Genomic DNA, 20043 nt, shown 5'->3' with positions numbered 1-20043 from the left:
TATTACAACGGCACTGAAAAACTCGAATTCTCGCTAAAATTCTCTGCTAAAAACGCTCTTCTCAAACACTCAGCACTATACCCCCCCCACGCCTATTTGCAAGCCAAACTAAATATTTGGAAATATTTATTATTTACATTGATAAAAGCACTGTAATTGCAAGAAAATTTAGGATTATTTCCCCATTTTACGGCGTGTCGCGGTAAATAAACAAAACTAAGCAAAAGCAAGCAAAGCAAAAAACAAAAAATAAACAAAACAAAAAAACCGGAGTGCAATACGCACCCCGGTCTATAAAATCTACAAAAGCTAGCTACAAAAGCCTAGGCTTTCAGCTCAAACAATCGGCTCCACTTGGTTGAATCCAAGCTCCACAGGAGTTTCACGTCCAAAGATGGAAACCAACACCGTAAGCTTCTGAGTTGTAGGCTCCACATCCGAAACCACAGCTGCCATCGTTGAGAATGGACCGTCGGTAACTGTTACCTGATCGCCAACCTTGTAAGCAACCTCAACCTTACGCTTACGTGCTGCAGCCGGCTTATCGCCAGCATTCTTCAAAGCTTCAGAAGCAATCATCGGAGCCATCATTGACACAACTTCTTTGCGGCTCAATGGTGCAGGCTCTCTAGAAGGACCAACGAAACCAGTCACGCCCTCAGTCTCGCGCACAATACGGCGAGCGTTCTCATCCGGCCACATGCGAATCAACACATAGCCTGGCACACGCACGCGAGTAATAACCTTCTTACCCTTTTCCGTATGCTTCTCGACTTCTTCCATAGGAACTTCAATCTGGAAAATTTTATCTTCCAAACCAAAGTTCTGCACGCGAGATTCAACGTTAGTTTTTACGCGCTTTTCGTAACCAGAATACGTGTGAAGAACGTACCACTTGCCTTCCAAAGTGCGAAGTTTCTTAGAAAATTCTGCTACAGCGATTGCGCCGGCATCAGTTGGGTCGGCTTCGTTCGCATCGTCAGCATCAGTAGTTTCATCAGCATCGCTAGTTTCGCCAGTTTCGTTAGAAGTATCAGCAGCACCGTCAGCAGCAGCTGCACCATCAGCTACATCAGCTTCAACATCAGCAGATTCCTCAGCCACATCAGCTTCAACGGACTCGCTAGAAGCAGCAACTTCATTATTCACAGCTGATTCGTTTGCTTCGTCAGCATCATGAGAAGCAAAAGCCTCATCAGCTTCACTTGCTTCTTCGAAATTGAATTCATCAGTCATCTTGCATACACCTTCAAAATTTCAACTCAGCCAATTTCAACTCAGCCGAACAGCCACATTACGGACTTACCCAAACCGAAGTCCATGCAGGTGACGAAAGCCATCAAAAATACAACAAATATGAAAACTGCAGACGACCAAGCAAACAACTCTTTGCCATGAGGTGCAATAACCTTGCGCGTCTCGTCAATAGTTTGCTTAACGAACATGCCAATACGCACGAACAAGTTATGCTTTACTGCTTTCTTAGTACTGCGTGCCTGCGCCATGCTTGAATCCTTCGTGTAAAAACTTGAACAAAAAACTGGCAGGGACGGCGGGACTCGAACCCACAACCTACGGTTTTGGAGACCGTTGCGCTACCAATTGCGCCACATCCCTAAGGTGAACTCGCTCATCATACCCCAAAAGGAACGAAATAGCAAACCGCCAGATAGACATACTATCTCATGGGCATGATTTCGTTATATCGTCGCACAAAAAGCGAGTGTCGCATTGTGCAACGGCAAGCAAGTTCTTATTTTGCAATACATACTTGCTTAAGCTTCAACCCACTTCTTCATGCGACGCATGCCCTCAGCAAGCTGGTCGTCAGCAAGAGCGCAAGAGAATCGCAAATAGCCAGGAGCACCAAAAGCTTCTCCCGGAACCGCAGCAACATGCGCTTCGTCAAGCAACATTTCAGCAAATCGAGAAGAAGTATGCGGCAGTTCGCGCTTCTCGCCAAGCGGACGCTCAAGCAACGCCTCAATGTTAGCAAACGCATAAAAAGCGCCGTGAGGAAGAGGGCAAGTAACGCCGTCAATATTGTTCAACGCTTCCACAATTGCTTTGCGTCTAGCATCAAAAGCCTCACGCATAGTGGCGACCACATCCAGCGAACCGCCGACTGCAGCAATTGCTGCGCGCTGTGAAATATTAGAAACATTAGAAGTCATATGGCTTTGAAGCTTAATTGCAGCTTTAGCAACATCTTCCGGCGCCACCATCCAGCCAACACGCCAGCCAGGCATTGCGTAAGTTTTAGCAACACCATTCAAAATCAGCAGCTGCTCGCGAATTTCCGGCACCTCGACGCCAATATACGAAGTCGAAATGCCGTCGTAATGCAAGTGCTCGTAAATCTCATCAGAAATAACCCAAATATGGTGTTTTACAGCCCACTCGCCGATTGCGCGAATAGTTTGCGCGCTCCAAATAGCACCTGTAGGATTCGAAGGCGAAGTTACGATAATTGCGCGCGTGCGTGAAGTGCGAGCGGACTCAATTGTCTCAACATCTGGCTCAAAACCGCGATCTGCACCTGCCAAAACCGGCACAGGCACGCCGCCTGCAAGCTTTACTGCTTCCGGATAACTCGTCCAATACGGAGCTGGAATAATAACTTCGTCGCCATCATTTAAAAGAATTTGGCAAGCTTCGTACACAGCTTGCTTTCCGCCGTTTGTAACTACGACTTGATTTGAGGAAACTTCGTATCCGGAATCTCGCTGCACTTTACGAGCAATTGCTTCTCTAAGCTCAGATAAACCTGCAGTAGCAGTATAACGATAGTTGCGCGGATCTTTACACGCTTGTGTTGCAGCATCAACAATGTAAGAAGGAGTAGGAAAATCTGGCTCTCCTGCACCAAAGCTTACGACGTCAATTCCGTCAGCTTTCATAGCTTTTGCCTTGCCGTCTACTGCCAAAGTTGCGCTCGGAGCGACTCGGTTAATACGCTCGCTTAATACGCGCCAATTTTCTGAGGATGAAGTTTCTGCAATATTCTCTGCCATGATTTACAGTGTAACCTTAAGCCGCGAAACGGGCGAAACAAGCGAAACTGTCGAAAACACCAAACCAACCGATGAAATCGACAAAACACAAGCCGCTAGCAATTACACAAGCACGAGATTATCGCGATGAACCACCGGATGCGCATACTGACGGCCGAGTGATTCTTCAAGCTCATCGCTCGTACGCCCCATAATCTCCGGAATTTCCTCCGCGTCAAAAGCCACTAAACCCTTAGCCAAATGGTTACCCTGCTCATCGTCAATCCACACAGGATCCGTCGCCGAAAACTCGCCGCGCACACCAACAATACCAGCCGCAAGAAGGCTCGCACGTCCGCCGCGCACAGCTTTAGCAGCACCAGAATCAACCACCAAAGTTCCGTGCGGATTAGACGCAAACCCAATCCAAAGTCGCCTAGAAGAATCGCGCGTATGCACCGGCGCAAACACAGTGCCAACAGCATCTCCAGCCAGTGCCGGACCAGCATTTCCAGCGCAAGTAAGCACGGTTGGAATACCCGAAACTGCCGCCACATGCGCGGCTTCCAGCTTCGTCACCATACCCCCAGTACCTACACCCGAAACGCTTGCGCCAACTTTCACTTCTTCTAAAGCACGCGTCACATCTGGCACAAAGCTCACTCGTTTTGCGCCAGGTTCGCTAGGCGGCGCAGTATAAAGCGAATCCACATCTGTAAGCAGCACAAGCGCTTCTGCACGCACAATATTCGCAACTAATGCTGCAAGTCTGTCGTTGTCACCGAATCGAATTTCGTTGCTAGAAAGCGCATCATTTTCGTTTACGATTGGAATTACGCCAAGTTCAAGAAGCCGCAGCATTGTGCGCTGAGCGTTACGGTAGCGAGACGGCGAAATAGTAACGTCCGCAGTAAGAAGCATTTGCCCGACTCTGAAACCAAATTGCGAAAATGCTGCTTCGTATTGAGCCATAAGCAATCCTTGACCAACTGAAGCTGTTGCCTGCTGAGTTGGCACATCTTTAGGACGCTCATTAAAGCCGAGCAAACCAAATCCAGCTGCAATTGCACCAGAAGACACAAGCACAATGCGAGCACCTTGCATTTGCGCGTGACTTATTGCAGTCACAAGAGCGCGCAACTTTTGCACATCCAGCTGCCCAGACGCGCTCGTAAGTGAGCTTGAGCCAACTTTTACAACGATTGTGCGCGCCTCACGAATTGAACACCGAACCCCATCTTCGGTAAGCTCAATTTCTGGATTATTCATAAGATTCCCCTTGACCTTGATTTTTCTAGTTTTTCTGCTCTTCTCCACGACCAAACAAACTATTTTCATCATGGCGATCGTCATCCACAGAAGGATCCGCCCAGTGACCCGACTTTCGCTCAGCCATCATCGCGTCTCGAACTGCGCTCTTTGCATCCATCATGCTGTGATAATCTCGTCTACGCTCAGCATTCGTGCGCCTTGCTCCGCGAGGATCGTTCGCTTCGATTCGCAAATCCTTGCCACGCGCACCCAAGTTAGCGCCGTCCAATCCTTCTGCACCGGCAGCGATACTTGGATCCCAGTCGAAGCAAACCATATGATTCCCAGTGCCAATACGAATTTCGTCTCCTGGACGCGCGCCCTTCTTGCGCAATTCATCCTCAACGCCAAGCTTTGCCAAGCGATCCGCCAAATAACCAACGGCTTCGTCGTTGTCGAAATTCGTTTGTATAACCCAGCGCTCAGGTTTTGCGCCAGTAACAGTGAACCAAAAATCACCATTTCTGTCTTCCTCGCGCTTAATTTCAAAGTCTGCACTATTTCCACGTCCATCATCGCGGCGACGACGCAAAGCTGAAGTCTGCTGCTCAAGAGGCTGGATGACAACACGCTCTTCTTCTCGTGCTGCTTCCTCGGCAGCGAGCTTCTCGCGCATCTTTTCAACCAATCGTCCAAGCGCAAAACCGAGCTCTTTCAAGCCTTCGTGAGACGCGGTAGAAATCTCAAATACAGTCAATCCCATTTTCTCAAATTCACCGCGTACAAAATCAGCCAATTCTTTAGCTTCAGGCACATCGACTTTATTTAGCACAATAATGCGCGGACGCTCTGGAATTGGGATTGCACCCAACGGAAGCTCAAGCTTATCAGCGTATTGCGCAAGCTCATGCTCAAGAGCGTGGTAATCGCTAATTGGATCGCGATTTGGCTCCAGCGTTGCGCAATCGATTACATGCGCAATAATTTCTGTGCGCTCAATATGACGCAAAAACTCAAGACCTAAGCCTTTTCCTTCGGAAGCTCCTGGAATTAAGCCTGGAACGTCTGCAATTGTGTAGCGATAGTTGCCGAAGCTTACAACACCTAGGTTTGGCACCAAAGTAGTAAACGGATAGTCAGCAATTTTCGGCTTAGCTGCACTAATTGAAGCAACTAAGCTTGATTTTCCTGCAGAAGGGAATCCAACTAAAGCTACGTCTGCGATAGACTTGAGTTCCAAAATTACATCGCGTTCTTCGCCAGGCTCGCCTAAAAGCGCGAATCCTGGGGCACGACGAGTTTTGTTTGCGAGTGCTGCGTTGCCAAGACCGCCGGCACCCCCCTGCGCCACAACGAATTTGTCTCCAACATGTTGCAAATCCGCCAAAACTTCGCCAGGTCGCTTTTGAGAGCCTGCGACACCGCGTGCTGTAAAAACAACAGTTCCAACAGGCACCGGAAGCACTAAGTCTGCACCTTTTGAACCGTCTTTAGTGTCACCTAAGCCCATCGTACCGTTTTCTGCAGTGCGGTGAGGCATGAAGCGGTAGTCAAGTAAGCTGTTTGCGTTACGATCAGCTACAAAAATAACGGAACCACCGTCACCGCCATTACCGCCATTTGGACCCGCTAATGGCTTGTACTTTTCGCGACGAACTCCGGCAGATCCGTTTCCACCATCTCCGCCTTTTACATGCACTGTTACGCGGTCTACAAAATCACTCATACTGCTACCTTACTCGAAGATAAACACTTAAATTCTCGGGAACATGCGAGAACAAAAAAGCCGCACCGAACGGGGGTGCGGCTTAAACGTTTTATTGTCGACTTATTGTCGAATCTGTTTAGGCTTAGCTAAGATTCAGGCGGTAACAACGTCAACAACCTTGCGGTCGCGACGAATACCGAACTTCACATTGCCGTCCACCAAAGCGTACAGCGTGTGATCCTTGCCCAAAGCAACGTTCTGACCTGCGTGGAACTTAGTGCCGCGCTGACGAACGATAATGTTGCCAGCCACTACAGCTTCACCGCCAAACTTCTTAACACCAAGATATTGCGCTTGTGAGTCGCGACCGTTGCGCGAGCTAGACGCACCCTTCTTATGTGCCATCTCACTGTCCTTTCAGGTTTATAACACCGTCAATCAGGCGATGGCCGTGATCTTGACGAGAGTCAACTTCTGACGATGACCCTTGCGACGAGCCACACCAGTCTTGTTCTTATACTTCATAATGCTAATCTTTGGACCTTTGGCTTCGTCGTTCAAGACTTCTGCCTTCACCGTGATCTTAGCAAGATCCTTGGCACTCAAGGTTACCTTAGCACCGTCAACAACGAGCGCGACCGGGAATTCCACGGTATCGCCCTTCTTTGCATCGAGACGGTTCACGAGAATGGCGTCGCCAACCTCGACCTTCTCTTGATGGCCACCGGCCTTCACAATCGCGTACATAATTCGTTCCTTAGCTCAATTGAAAGCTTACTTTTGCCTTGCGCACAGCAAAACACGCGCGGCAAGACACCGACTATCAAAAATACACCTACCCATGTACTAACGTCAAGTCGCTAGATTCATGAGTCAATGCAGACAATATTCAATATTGTACTCAAGGCATATACTTAGTCACTATTCAGAGGCTCAATCATCACTTTCTGTAGTTTCTTGCATAATTTCCTGCGTATTATCTTGCGCAGTTTCCTGCATAGTTTCTTGCGTAGGTTGCTCCGCAGTATACTCAGCAATCTCTTGCGTAGTATCCTCTAAATTATTTTCAACTAATTCTTCAGAAGTTTTATCCACTTCACTAGTTTCCGCGGTTTCGCCAGCATCCACAACTTCGCTAGTTTCATCCGCCTTAGAAGATACAGACTCTTCATCAGAATTCAAAAAATTGCTATACTGCGTTTCTTCTTCAGATTTATGAGCTGCGTCAGTAATTACAGACGCGGCAGCTATACGCGCTAACTTAGCTCTCACTTCCGCACTAGAACCCTGCTGCTTAACAGGCGCAGGCTGTTCCGTTGCGCTTCCGTGACCATACTTGTTTGTTTTAACAAAAGGATCTCCGCCCTTAAGCGCGTAAGGATCTGCATATTCCGAAGAAACAGTAGGCTCATCGTGCAAAATAAACCCACGTCCCTTGCACGTTGGACACTCTTCAGAGAACGCTTCAACTAAGCCTTGACCAACGCGTTTACGCGTCATTTGCACAAGACCAAGAGACGTAACTTCAGCAACTTGATGCTTCGTGCGATCCCTAGCCAAGCATTCCAAAAGCCTACGCAAAACTAAATCGCGGTTCGCTGGCATAACCATATCGACATAATCGATCATGACCATGCCACCAATATCGCGCAAACGAAGCTGGCGCGCAATCTCTTCAGAAGCCTCCAAATTACAACGAGTAACCGTTTCTTCCAAAGACTTACCACGCCCAATAAATCGTCCAGTATTCACATCGATCGTAGTCATTGCTTCCGTACGGTCAATCACGATAGAGCCACCAGCCGGCAAATAAACCTGACGCTCCATACCCTTACGAAGTTGACTATCAATCTGCCACTTATCGAAAACGTCCTTGCCTTCATGCTCAGCAGGATCCCAATATTCAACCTTGCTGCGCAAATCTGGAGCCATCATCTCAAGATATTCATCAATTCGCTGACGCACTCCCTCGCCTTCAACAATAAGCTTTTGGAAGTCATCGTTGAAAATATCGCGCACAACACGAATTGCCACATCAGGCTCACCCTGTAACAGCTTAGGGCGCTTTCCATGCAAGTATTCTTCGCGCTTAGCTTCAATGCGCTCCCACTGCTTAACAAGCGAATCTAAATCTTTTTCAATCGACTCCTCGCTTGCGCCGTCAGCAGCAGTACGAATAATAACGCCCATATCTTTTGGTGCAATCTTCGACACAATAGCACGCAAACGCGAGCGCTCTCGATCCGAAAGCTTGCGACTCACACCGGTCATGCCGCCAGATGGCACAAGCACTAAGAAACGCCCTGCAAGAGTTACTTGCGAAGTCAATCGAGCACCCTTATGCCCAATTGGATCCTTAGTAACCTGCACAAGCACAGGATCACCAGACTTAAACGCAAGCTCAATCCTACGAGGCTGACCTTCAAGACGAGCCATATCCCAATTAACTTCGCCTGCATAAAGCACGCCATTCCTGGCTTGACCAATATCTACGAATGCCGCTTCCATGCTTGGAAGCACGTTTTGAATGCGCCCAAGATAAATATTTCCAACAGTAGCAACTTCTTGAATATCAGAAACATAATGTTCTACAAGAATATTGTCTTCAATAACGGAAATTTGCGTGTGGCGATCGCGCTCACGAACAACCATTAATCGTTCAACATTTTCGCGACGAGCAAGGAAATCTTGCTCCATAAGAAGGTTCTGACGGCTACGCTCACGTCTATTATCTCTACGTCGTTGGCGCTTTGCCTCAAGTCGCGTAGAGCCTTCAATATCCGTAATTTCGTCTATATACTGCTGCTTGCGCGAGCGGCGAGAAGTTAAGTCATCCTCGTTCGCATTAGTGTAGTCGGATGACTCTTCCTGAGAAGACGCGGAATTTGCGTCATCGGAGGATTTAGAACGGCGGCGACGACGGCGACGCGTATAAAGAGTTTCTTCCTCATCTTGCTCACGAAGTTCTTCTGGATCTGGAATTAAATCGCGATCTTCTTGAGAAACTTCATCTATTCTTGCGCGTTTTGTGCGAGAATTCGCGTCATCGTCAAGATCGTTAGAAATATCGATGTCAAAATCGCGACTTTCGTTGCGACTTTCATTTCGATCAGTGCGAGAGCTACGACGGCGACGACGGCGACGCGTAATCATTATTTCATCGTCATCGTTGCCATTATTTGCATTATAATCGTCGTTTATACCTCTGTTCTCGCCTTCGTCACTGCTATTGCGGCTATCTCTGTTATCTCTGCTATTGCTACCGCCTCTGCTGTCTACTGCACCATTTTCATTTCGAACGTCATCATCATTAGAAATGTTATTCGACATATTGCGACGATTAGAACGCCTATTTGAAGTATTTTCCGCAGATAAAATATCGCTAACATCAAGAGTTTCATCGATGCGCGTATCAATGGGAGCATAAACAATATTGTCGTATGCAAGATCCTCTTCAATTTGCTCAACTTCAGCTGCAGCACGTCGCTCAACAGCATTCAATCTGCGAGAACGGCGAGAACGCTGGCTTTTGCGAGTTTTTTCATCGCGATCATCTTGCGAATCCTGAAAATTCTTAGCGTACTCAGAATCTTGAGAATACATAGAATGACTTGTTTCACGCGATGTTTCACGACTATTCCCTCTGCCACTATCACGCTTTATTTCGCTTGAATTCTCACGTCTTTCAGAACGTGACTTGCGTTCGCTACTATCACGGCTATCATGACTATCGCGACTATCACGGCTATCGCGGCCGTTGCGGCTGTTGCGCCTTCCGCGAGAAATATCACGTAAATCATCACGCAAATCATCATTCAAGACATCACGCGAGTTGTCACGCAAGTCATTACGAGAACTGCTGCTTTCTTCACTACGATTGTTCACTACCTTAGGAAGAACTGGCTCCTGGAATAGGAGCGAAGTTATCGGGCGCGATTTAACAACATGCGGCTCAGAATCCTTCGTACTAGAATCCTCAACTTTTAGTTCCATTGCTTCTCCAGCCGCACCGGCACCACGAGTAACTCGTCGACCGCGACGGCGACGCGTAACGCCAGAGCTTTGCTGCAAAGTATCGCCGGCAGCTATATTACTTTTCGCAAAATCTGTAGATTGCATTATTCCGGACATTTCCGCAGAAGTAGCGGTTTTAGACACAGTTCTACTATTTTCAGCTTCAAATTCATTGAAGCGTTCTCTTATTATTCTGGGCACTATGCTCCTCACGAGACGCTGCATCGTCTCGCATCCCTGGCTTTAAGTTGAGCACGCACGTGCGCGAGCCACCCCAAAGCTCTTTACAAAGTCTAGCTGCGCGACAGCGGACGCCAGCCTCGGAAAACGCTCACGAGGGGATCGACGCCATCGATTGCCTGGCGGCTTGCAGTGCCACCGCTCTCTAGTATGCCATATTGCCGAGTCAAATATATGACTCGTTGAATATTAAAATTTGCATCGCTGTTTTAAGCCAATTAGCAGTTACTAAAAATTCCAATAATTTCAAACTCATCCATAACGCACATAAAAGTTGCGTATCTCTCCTATAGTTACAACATAGGTTCGCACGCATGCAATTTGCGTGCAATTAACGAATTTTGGAGGCAAGAAATGGGCTTAATCAGCGCAATGCAAGGCTTTTGCGTAATTGGCATTGTTATTGCTGCAGGCTACGTTACTGCTCGCATGCGCGTTGGCGGTTCACAGGCTCAAATGGTCCTAAATCGCGTAAGTTTTTTCGTTTCCAGCCCTTGCTTAATGTTTGCAATACTTTCTAAAGAGCCTATTTTTGAGATTTTTCACTCTTCGATTTTTGTTGCATTCTTTTCTGCAATGATTGTTGGAGTTGCGTTCGTGCTGCTTAATCGCTTTTGCTTCCATCTTCCTGCAGCCGACTGCACTATAGGTGCTCTCAATTCTCTTTATTTAAATTCAAACAATATTGGCTTGCCGGTTGCGACTTATATTTTGGGAAATCCTGCGCTTGTTGCTCCGATTTTAGTTATGCAACAGGCTGTATTTACTCCTGTTGGTTTGACGGTTCTCGACATTACAACTACTGGAAAATGTTCGCTTAAACGCATCGCTCAGCAGCCTTTAAAACAGCCACTTTTAATTGGTTCGCTTGGTGGAATTATTATTTCTGCAATTTCCGCAAAAGTTGGCTACTTCCCTGTTCCTAATTTTCTTTACGATCCAATTAAGATGATTGGCGATTCTGCAGTTCCAATGATTTTAATGGCTTTTGGAATGTCGCTTTACGGAAGCAAACCTTTACGAAAAGATTCCAATCGCGCTGCTATTGCCACGGTTGCTGTGCTAAAAAATCTTATTATGCCTGCAATTGCATTTTTGCTAGCTTATTTTGTTATGGGTTTTCGCGGGGCAACTTTGTACGCGTGCGTTGTGCTGGCTGCGCTTCCAACCGGTCAAAACGTTTACAATTATGCTGCGCGCTACAACGTCGGCTTAAGTTTTGCGCGCGACGGCATACTGTTTTCTACTGTCACTAGCCCAATTTGCATAGCAGTAATCGCCGCTATTTTGGGGTGATTAATCCGCGCGCAATCGTAGAACTTTGTAATCACAACACTTTGTAATCATCTTGCTTTTTGAGCAAGAAGCAGTTTGCATGCTTCGCGCACAACGTCCCCAATCTTCACACCCTGCTTATCTGCAGAAGCCTTTAGAGCATCAGCATCTTCAGCAGATATACGAAAAGTTATAGGCAACATAGCTTCTTTGTAAAGAGGCGGTCTGCCGAGCGGCTTTTTAATACGCAAATTACCAGCTTTACCGTGATATTTGCCTTTTTCAGCATCACTTTCCCATTTATCAAGCATTTCATCAGTGACATCAACGCCACCTTCACCACGAAAATTAGCCATAATCACTCCTACCTATCTTCTACCAAAAATTTGTCTAATTTCTTCTTGACTAAATCCCATTTCAGCAAGAAACTTTTTAGTTGCAGGCACTACATGAAAAATAATCCATTCCCCATCTTCGCCCTTATATGCAATAAGTTCCGTAATAACTCCGCGAGAATCCCAAGCAAGTGAAAGCATCTGACTAGGCTCATATTCACCTTGCCTGGGAAGCTCGAAGATTCTCATTGTCAATAAAAGCGGAAAGAGCTCATATTCACCTTGCCTGGGAAGCTCTCTACAAGATGAGTTCCACATATTTATTACTTCAGTTTCGCTGAACCAAGGTCGTTTTCGAATAACTCTAGGATGCACTAAAACCTTCATAAATATTATCTCCCAACTCTCAATACTTTCGTATACGAAATATTATCACATTGTGCCAGAGATTATCAAAATATGGCTAATCGAACTAATAAAAGCATGCAAAAAGCCTAATGCAAATTGGCAAAAGTTGGAAGTCTGCTCTCAGATTCCGCAAAACTAACTCATACTTGGAAGTCTACTTCCAAATTGAAGCTACCTTTGCGCAGCTATCTTTGCACAGCTAACGAGTCGAGGCAAGAGAATCAAGACACGCGCGGAAACTGTACTGCACACGTACCAGAAGACGAGGTAAATATCAGCATTAAGTGCAGAATTAAAAAGTGATTAAACTCAACTTTTTAACACGGAATCCAAACTCTTTATTCCAGGATTATTCAAATTCTCAAGAGATAAAATCTGCGCTCGCGCCAAATTTCTAAGTTCCACCATTCGATCTTCCTGTGGTAAACCCTTAGAAATCAAAACAGCATTATAGCTTTCCATATTCGCCAATACCAGAAGTTCATTAATACTCGCCTCGTCTCGAATGTTTCCTTTTGACTTAGGATTTGCGTCTCTCCATTGCTTAGCAGTCTTATTAAACAATGCAACATTTAACAAATCTGCTTCATTTGCATACTTATACATCAACTGCTCAGAAGTCAAATCCTTCAACAAATATTCTTTAATAGCATCCGTATGAATCTTGTAATTAATCTTCGAAATCTCACGGTTCAAATTCCAATTCAACGAAAGCCTGGAACCCTCATCAGATTTAAGTCTTTGATAATCTTTGATAATATATAGTTCAAATTCTGCTGAGATCCAAGCCGCAAACTTAAATGCTATATCTTTATGAGCGTAAGTTCCGCCATTCTTACCAGATTTGGAAACTATGCCAATAGCATTTGTTGATTCTACCCATCTTTTAGAAGATAAAGTAAAAGCATTAGAACCAGCCTCATTCTTAAAGGAGTCGAATTCGACCCCTTTAAAATTAGGATTGTTAATACTCTCCCACAATCCCAAGAACTCAATAGTATTCTTCACTCTCAGCCAGTTTTTAACAACATCTTTAGGCTCTTCTTTGTTTTTATATCTCGCAATATCGGTTAAACTAACGTAATCATTCCTAAAATCTTCCGTATAAACCTGAATTGTAAAGCCTTTTGCTGTAATAATATCTTTTTTAATATTTGATGCATTAGACATAATTGCCCCGTAATATTTACGCAAATTTACGCAATTAGTTGCTTTATTTGATTTGTTTACTTTATTTCTATGCGCTTAACACAAAACCCATGAATCACAAGCAAAATTACAAAATCAAGCACAAGCCACAAAACATCTAACAACTAGCAGAAAACTAGCATGCACCAGCGCATAAGTAGTATTTTATAAGATTTCATAGATTAAAAGCAACGCAAACACGTAGATAAAATAAAAAAGTTAAGTCCCAAAACAATACTCTAAATAAAATTTCGCAAGTTGGAAGTCTACTTCCAAGTTTAGTGCAAAATGGCAAAAGTTGGAAGTCTACTTCCAAATTCCGCAAAACTAACTCATACTTAGAAGTCTACTTCCAAATTGAAGCTATCTTTGCGCACTTACCTTTGCGCAACTAGCGAATCGAGGCAAGAGAATCGAGACGAGCGCGGAACGACGGCCAATCAGTGCGCATTGCCGTAAGCAGCTTCAGCTTAGGCACGTCGTCAATCGGCACCCACTTAATTTCCATACTCTCGTCGTCGTGCGCGCAAGGATCCACACTATGCCCCGGCTTTTCAAACGCAAAAACCGTTGTATAACACCAATTTCCATGATCTTCGCGGTAAGCTCCAACAACTTCAATATCTCCCGAAGTGATATTTGCTTCCTCGAAAGACTCACGCAACGCGCCCTCAATCGCGCTTTCTCCGTCGGAAATTGCGCCACCAGGGATGCCCCAAGTGCCACCTTCAGCGCTCCAAAGAGCACGATGTTGCATCACAACGTGCGTCACGCGACCAGTTTCAGCATCTCGCCTAGCAAGCAGCACTCCAGCAGCTCCGTTATGACCCCAATGTCTGCGGCCACAATCGCAATGCACCCAGCCATCTCCCGGCTGATGCACATTTTCTTTAGGCACTTCCGTGGAAGTCGGATTATTCTTTTCGCCAGTTTCTTCCAAGCTTTCCTTATTCCACAAATCCGGCCAAGCGTATCCAAGCTCCGAAACCATTTGTCTCAGCAGCGGCAAGCTGATTCCAAGAACACCGTGAGGATCTCCATTAATGCTTTCAATAAAAGCTCCGCCAAAACCTTCTAGCGTAAAGGATCCTGCCACTTCCAGAGGCTCACCAGTTGCTACATACGCGCGAATTTCCGCGTCATTCATTTGCGCAAAAGTTACGCTTGCATGACTTGTTTTGCAAATAGTTTTGCCGGTTTTTGCGTCGATTAAGCAGTGACCAGTCCACAATTGTCCTGTTTTTCCGCTCATCTGCTTGATTCTCTCAAATGCCACTTCAGGAGTATGCGGCTTTCCGTAGCACTCACCATCGAGTAAGAACATGGAATCGCAGCCAACAATCAGCACACCGCTACAATCATGAGAAGATTTATTTGTATATGCAAAATCGTGAATATCGAAAGTTTTTGTAGGAACAGTAACGCCTGAAAAATCGCGAGTTTGCGCCGTATCTACGTTATGCGTTACGTCTGATTGCGAATCGCTTGCTAAAGCATTATCAGCAGATTCAGAAGATTCAGATCCCGCAGGTTCAGCTTCCAGCGGATACCCCACAACTAAATCGCCACTAGCCGAAGCAGCCGCATCCGCCACACACTTCCACGCATGGTACACAGCTTGAGCTTTTGCGCGAGCCAAAATAGAAACTCGCTGCTCAACGTTCAACTGCTCAACGCTCGTACCTCGCTCACTAGCGGCATCACGCAAAGCCGCCGGCTCATCCACTTCGCTTACGTGAATTACCGGAATCACGCCAGCTGCCGCCAAAACCGCTCTACGCGAAGGAGACTGCGAGGCCAAAATCAACGAAACTGTCATACCTTACCCTTCCCTTTTACAACTTCACATAGGTTATTCGCGAGTTATTGCAACGCCAGTAGAATCAACAGACACGTGCAAAACACGCCAGCCAGCACGCGAAAGCCACGGCTCAGCAATCGCGTCGATTTTTTGAACCGCACTCTTATTGTACTCAGCGTCTCCTGCATAAAATACAGCAACGCACGATCCTGCTCCCGAAATCGCTGCAGCAAAACCATGCTCGCGCAACGTTTCCACTAGCTTCCATGAATCTTTCATAAGATTTGCACGATACAGTTGATGAAGAGCATCTTGAGTTGCTGCAAAAAGTAGCGCATTTCGCGAAATATCAGATTTTACTGTGCCTAATTTACTTTCAGAATCGCTATTTAACTCACCAAAAGCAACCGGAAGCATTGCAGCTCGCGACACGTTAAATATTGCGTCACCATACGGCACTTTTGCTGGAAGCGCGCGTCTAGCAAGCTCTGTAGAAAGCTCGAAATCAGGAACGAATACCGACACAGAAATATCTTGCGAAACTTTGTATCGCACAGTATGAAAACCGGTAGAAAGCGGAGCTTCGCAATCTCCAGCCACGCGCACAGAACCTTTGCCTTCCCCAGCATCAAGCTTCCAGCTCATCGTCAAACCGCCAAAAACTGCAGGAGCAACATTGTCTGGATGACCTTCAATTGCGGCCGCGATTTCGAAAATTGCTTCGCGATTAAGCTCACCTTCGTGAGCAAAAGCCCAAGCAGCAGCAACAGCAGCAACAATCGCTTCTGCAGAAGAGCCCATACCGCGCGCTTGCGGAATCCGATTATGCGCTTCTAACGTAAATCGCAAGTTTGGCAGACCAAATATTTTGCAAGCTTTGCGAAAAGTCGCTACAACTAGATGCGTTTCATCTTTTGGAAGCGTATCCTCGCCTTCGCCGTGAATAATTACGCGCACGTTTCCAGCATAATCGAGCGAATCAAGCGAATTTTTAGAATGATTATCATCCAGAGTAAAAACTAAAGAATCCGCATAATCAAGCGCAATACCGGCTGTATCAAACCCAGAACCAAGGTTTGCGCTAGTCGCTGGCACGCGCACGGAAACACTGTTACACACTGGCTTCATACGATCACCTGCAGCTTTTCACTTTATAACGTGCAAAACTAGCGGCTTTCCGCACACAACGTCCAACTTCTGCAAATCCTCGCAAATAGCTTGAACCGCAGCTTCCGAACATTCGCGCACAAGCACGCGCACACTGCCAGGTCCACCAAGACCGCACTGTGGGCAATCCGAATCAGCTTCAGTTTGCGCATACTTAGCTTGGCACGCCGAAGCCAAACGTTCAGCTGCAACGCCATGATCTACAAAAACATCCATAACTTCGCTGCACAAAGCCAAAGAAGTATCTTCCATATTGCAACGAATCACAAAATCCGCTCTAGTCTGCTCGCTAGAAGCCGGCACATACTTGTTATACATTGGCACGCCAAAACCTGCGCATCCACGCACAAGATTTCGAGCAGCACTAACAACATCTCCAACAACAGCACTTGCAGTTGGAGCGCCGCCGGCACCGCGTCCGTAGAACATCAAATCATCTGCAGCCTGCGCCTTCACAAACACAGCATTAAAACTGCCATGAACCGATGCCAAAGGATGCTCCGCGCTAACAAGCGCTGGATACACACTAACGCTTACGCCGCCATCCGAGTTAGACTCACTGTCGCAATGCCTTTCAACTGCTGCAAGTAGCTTAATTACACGCTTTTCCGCGCTCGCTGCAGCAATATCTTCAGCAGTAATCGCGCTAATTCCTTCAACAGAAACATCGTCAATACTTACCGGCATTTGGAATGCGAGAGTCGCAAGAATCGCAGCTTTATTTGCAGCATCGAAACCTTCAACATCTCCGGTTGGATCAGCCTCAGCATAACCCTTTTCTTGAGCTGCGCGTAAAGCCGAGTCAAAATCAAGTCCGCGCACAGTCATTTCGTCAAGAATATAGTTGGTAGTTCCGTTTACGATTCCAAAAATTTGCGTAATTTCGTCGCCAATAAGTGACTCTCGAAGCGGTCGAACAATAGGAATCGCTCCTGCTACAGCCGCCTCAAAGTACAAATCAACTCCGTGACTTTCTGCACACTCGTATAATTCCGGACCAAACTTCGCAAGCAACGCTTTATTTGCGGTAACAACAGATTTTCTGTGGCATAGCGCACTTTTTACAAAAGTATGAGCCGGCTCAAGTCCGCCAATAAGCTCGATTACAATATCAACGTCTTCGCGAGTGCACAAAGAGGCAGTGTCTGTAGTTAGCAAATCACGCTTAATCCAAGAAGCGTCAACTTCTTCCGGATGCAAGCACGCAACTCCTGCAAGCTCAATATTTGCGCCAATTCGCTTCTTAAGCTCATTGAACTGTTCAACTATTAGTCGCGCTGTTTGAGACCCGACAGTTCCAGCCCCAAGTAGGCCTACGCGAATAGTTTTAGTCGACTGATTGCTTTGCATAACTTTCGCCTCCTTCGTTGATTTATTTTATATTTTATTTTTATGCGATTATTTTTTACTCGCTTTTACACAAATAACATTAGCAAATTAAGAAGTATTGAAATAATCAAAAATGCTATTACTCCAACAGTTCCGTACAATGCTTTGTTGCCAGCTTTATTCGGAAGTTCTTGCGGAGCATTGAAGAATACAAGATACTTGCGGCGGCGAACTAGCAAAACCACGCCTACTATAAGCATGGCAATCATAAACATCCCATAAATTCCAGCTAGAATAAAACCGGTTGGCAGTCTAGTTAATTCCTGACGAGACATCTTTTCTACGTTAATCATATTTCCGCTTGCATCAACCAGCTGCTTTTCCAACCACATTGCAACTATGCTTCCTTGGAAATTCACAATCATATGAAGAAATATGCTGTAGCTCAACTTGGACGTACGAATATAAATGTAGCCAAAAACAAGTCCAAGTCCAAATGCGTAGAAGAATTGGAAAATGTTCATATGGAAAAGCGCGAAAGCAAGTGCAGAAAATACAATAGCTCGCTTTTCTCCGTACGCGCGCAAACGAGAAAGCAGCTGTTTTCTAAAAAGCCATTCTTCCACAATTGGCGCAAGAATTACCACGAATATGAAGGTTTCCCACATATTTCCCGCTGCAATAGTGTCTGATACGCGATTTTCTGCTTTGCCACCGCTAAGAACTGTTGCTAGGAAAACGCCAACTATATTACCAATGTACATAATCGGTATGCACACAGCAAAGAATCCGCCAAATTGGCTAAATTTCATAGAGAATTGTCGGGTTTTTGCCGCAGGAACAGTGCGCATAATAAGCATTGCGATTGGCAAAGCGACTAAATACTGCGAAATATCCGACACAAGTAATGTGTTAAGAGAGTCGCTTAGCATGCTCTTAGGCACAAACTGTGAAGAAAGGACTCCAAGAACATAGGCAACAGCAATCCAAACTACGAGGAATACGCATAAAGACATGCCAATAGTTCCTTGACGTTTGCGCGCTAACAAATAAGTGTCGTCGCGCCATGAATTTTGCAAATCTTGCATACTTATTCCTTTTTATTGCTGCTTTTGCTGCTGATTTAATTGCTGCTTTTTGTTTCTGCTTTACAGTTGATTAAATTATTTCAAAACGCCTTCAATAAGCTTTGTGATTAAATCGCTGTAGCTTATTCCAGTTGCTTCCCAAGCTTTTGGATACATGGAGATTGGCGTAAATCCAGGCATCGTGTTGATTTCGTTAAGAATTACGCGACCATCTTTAGTTACAAAAGAATCTACGCGACTTAGTCCCCGTCCATCTGCCGCTTTGAACGCTGCAAGCGCCGTTTTGCGAACGCGCTCTAAAGTTTCCGCTGGCAAGTTTGCTGGAACTTCAACGTGCGAAGCTGCGGAATCCATGTATTTGCTGTCAAAATCGTAGAACTGGTCTTCACCAGCCTCGCGCTTGTCTAGCACAACTTCTCCAGGCCAGCTTGCTTTCGGTTCTTCGCCGTCGCGAGCTGCAAGAACCGCGCACTCAATTTCTCGAGCGTCAATTCCCTGCTCTACTAACACTCGCCAATCGTGCTCTGAAGCCTCAAAAATAGCTTCTGCTAAGGCTTTAGCATCGCGCGATTCAACTTTTGTAACTCCAAAGCTAGATCCTGCGCGGCTTGGCTTTACAAAAAGCGGATACTCGAGTTTTGCTGCTTCAACTTGAGCAAGAATTTCTTCTGCGTATGCATCAAAGCGATTTTCCGCGTCGCTTGCAAACTTGCGCGCATCAAGTGCAATTCCAGGAGCAACATCAATTCCGGCAGCTTTAAACAGTTGCTTTGCATAGTATTTATCCATGCACGCAGCCGAAGCCAACACTCCACAACCAACGTATGGAACTTGCATCATTTCTAGCAAGCCTTGCAAAGTGCCATCTTCACCGTTTGGACCGTGAAGAACTGGGAAAACTGCGTCAATATGACCCAAACTTGTAAGTGTACCGTCATTTTCGCGGGCTAAAAATCCGTCTGCGCCTTTGGCAGGGTCAAGCACAACATCGCGCGTTCCAGCGGTTTTTGTGATTACTGGCAACTCACCCTCTTCCATGTGGAAGTTACGAGGATCTTCACCACCAACAATCCATTCGCCTTGTTTTGTGATTGCGATCCGCACAATGTCAAAACGATTTTCGTCTACAGCACTGAGCACTCCAGCAGCGGATATGCAAGAAATCGAATGTTCGTCTGCCTTACCGCCATACAAGAACACTACACGCTTTTTCGTCATTTTTTTCCTTTATATATTTTGAATTATT

The 20043-nt window shown here is 45.9% G+C and carries 17 protein-coding genes and 1 tRNA gene; 1 reads left to right on the top strand and 17 read right to left on the bottom strand.

The window, feature by feature from the left end:
* Positions 1–336 precede the first annotated feature (336 nt).
* From nusG to HXT48_RS01110, 9 genes are all read right to left on the bottom strand, one after another.
* Positions 337–1236: a transcription termination/antitermination protein NusG gene (gene nusG / locus HXT48_RS01150; RefSeq protein WP_076003074.1), complete on the bottom strand. Its 900-nt coding sequence runs from the start codon at positions 1234–1236 to the stop codon at positions 337–339.
* Positions 1237–1277: 41 nt separating this feature from the next.
* Positions 1278–1505: a preprotein translocase subunit SecE gene (secE, locus tag HXT48_RS01145; RefSeq protein ID WP_004106254.1), complete on the bottom strand. Its 228-nt coding sequence runs from the start codon at positions 1503–1505 to the stop codon at positions 1278–1280.
* A gap of 36 nt (positions 1506–1541) precedes the next feature.
* A tRNA-Trp gene (locus tag HXT48_RS01140) sits at positions 1542–1617 on the bottom strand.
* A 158-nt stretch (positions 1618–1775) separates the two neighbouring features.
* Positions 1776–3014: a pyridoxal phosphate-dependent aminotransferase gene (locus tag HXT48_RS01135; RefSeq protein ID WP_076003075.1), complete on the bottom strand. Its 1239-nt coding sequence runs from the start codon at positions 3012–3014 to the stop codon at positions 1776–1778.
* Positions 3015–3116: 102 nt separating this feature from the next.
* Positions 3117–4262: a glutamate 5-kinase gene (proB, locus tag HXT48_RS01130; RefSeq protein ID WP_004109151.1), complete on the bottom strand. Its 1146-nt coding sequence runs from the start codon at positions 4260–4262 to the stop codon at positions 3117–3119.
* 25 nt (positions 4263–4287) lie between these two features.
* The gene (gene obgE, locus HXT48_RS01125; RefSeq protein WP_012914482.1) at positions 4288–5970 is read right to left on the bottom strand and encodes a GTPase ObgE; all 1683 of its coding nucleotides are present in this window, start codon (positions 5968–5970) and stop codon (positions 4288–4290) included.
* Between the two features lie 135 nt (positions 5971–6105).
* Complete coding sequence (rpmA, locus tag HXT48_RS01120) at positions 6106–6357, bottom strand: 50S ribosomal protein L27 (RefSeq protein WP_004106248.1); 252 nt, start codon at positions 6355–6357, stop codon at positions 6106–6108.
* Between the two features lie 33 nt (positions 6358–6390).
* A complete protein-coding gene (gene rplU / locus HXT48_RS01115; RefSeq protein ID WP_004111933.1) occupies positions 6391–6699 on the bottom strand; it encodes a 50S ribosomal protein L21 in 309 nt (102 codons plus the stop codon).
* A gap of 186 nt (positions 6700–6885) precedes the next feature.
* Complete coding sequence (locus HXT48_RS01110; protein WP_076003076.1) at positions 6886–10167, bottom strand: Rne/Rng family ribonuclease; 3282 nt, start codon at positions 10165–10167, stop codon at positions 6886–6888.
* 393 nt (positions 10168–10560) lie between these two features.
* Here HXT48_RS01110 and HXT48_RS01105 point away from each other — a divergent pair, with 393 nt between their 5' ends.
* Positions 10561–11502 (top strand): AEC family transporter, encoded by a 942-nt coding sequence (locus HXT48_RS01105; protein WP_076003077.1) that lies wholly within the window; start codon positions 10561–10563, stop codon positions 11500–11502.
* Positions 11503–11549: 47 nt separating this feature from the next.
* Here the strand turns inward: HXT48_RS01105 and HXT48_RS01100 are convergent, their stop codons facing one another.
* The 8 genes from HXT48_RS01100 to HXT48_RS01065 form a co-directional block, all read right to left on the bottom strand.
* Entirely contained in the window at positions 11550–11837 is a 288-nt protein-coding gene (locus HXT48_RS01100) for a hypothetical protein (protein ID WP_004109139.1), read from the bottom strand.
* 12 nt (positions 11838–11849) lie between these two features.
* Entirely contained in the window at positions 11850–12203 is a 354-nt protein-coding gene (locus HXT48_RS01095) for a hypothetical protein (RefSeq protein ID WP_033888492.1), read from the bottom strand.
* Positions 12204–12533: 330 nt separating this feature from the next.
* Positions 12534–13394, bottom strand: coding sequence for a KilA-N domain-containing protein (locus HXT48_RS01090; RefSeq protein WP_421793098.1), 861 nt, complete (start codon positions 13392–13394; stop codon positions 12534–12536).
* Positions 13395–13803: 409 nt separating this feature from the next.
* Positions 13804–15231: a Maf family nucleotide pyrophosphatase gene (locus HXT48_RS01085; RefSeq protein WP_421793097.1), complete on the bottom strand. Its 1428-nt coding sequence runs from the start codon at positions 15229–15231 to the stop codon at positions 13804–13806.
* Positions 15232–15264: 33 nt separating this feature from the next.
* Positions 15265–16341 (bottom strand): homoserine kinase, encoded by a 1077-nt coding sequence (gene thrB / locus HXT48_RS01080; protein WP_421793096.1) that lies wholly within the window; start codon positions 16339–16341, stop codon positions 15265–15267.
* An 18-nt stretch (positions 16342–16359) separates the two neighbouring features.
* Positions 16360–17730: a homoserine dehydrogenase gene (locus HXT48_RS01075; protein WP_421793095.1), complete on the bottom strand. Its 1371-nt coding sequence runs from the start codon at positions 17728–17730 to the stop codon at positions 16360–16362.
* Positions 17731–17795: 65 nt separating this feature from the next.
* Positions 17796–18797, bottom strand: coding sequence for a CPBP family intramembrane glutamic endopeptidase (locus HXT48_RS01070; protein WP_102155603.1), 1002 nt, complete (start codon positions 18795–18797; stop codon positions 17796–17798).
* Between the two features lie 75 nt (positions 18798–18872).
* Positions 18873–20015 (bottom strand): D-alanine--D-alanine ligase family protein, encoded by a 1143-nt coding sequence (locus tag HXT48_RS01065; RefSeq protein ID WP_012914489.1) that lies wholly within the window; start codon positions 20013–20015, stop codon positions 18873–18875.
* Between the last annotated feature and the right edge of the window lie 28 nt (positions 20016–20043).

It is taken from the genome of Gardnerella sp. KA00127 (assembly GCF_049244125.1).
In the GTDB taxonomy this organism is placed as follows: domain Bacteria; phylum Actinomycetota; class Actinomycetes; order Actinomycetales; family Bifidobacteriaceae; genus Bifidobacterium; species Bifidobacterium swidsinskii.
The sequence above is the reverse complement of the archived record's forward strand: the minus strand, read 5'-3'. Positions and strand labels throughout refer to the sequence as shown.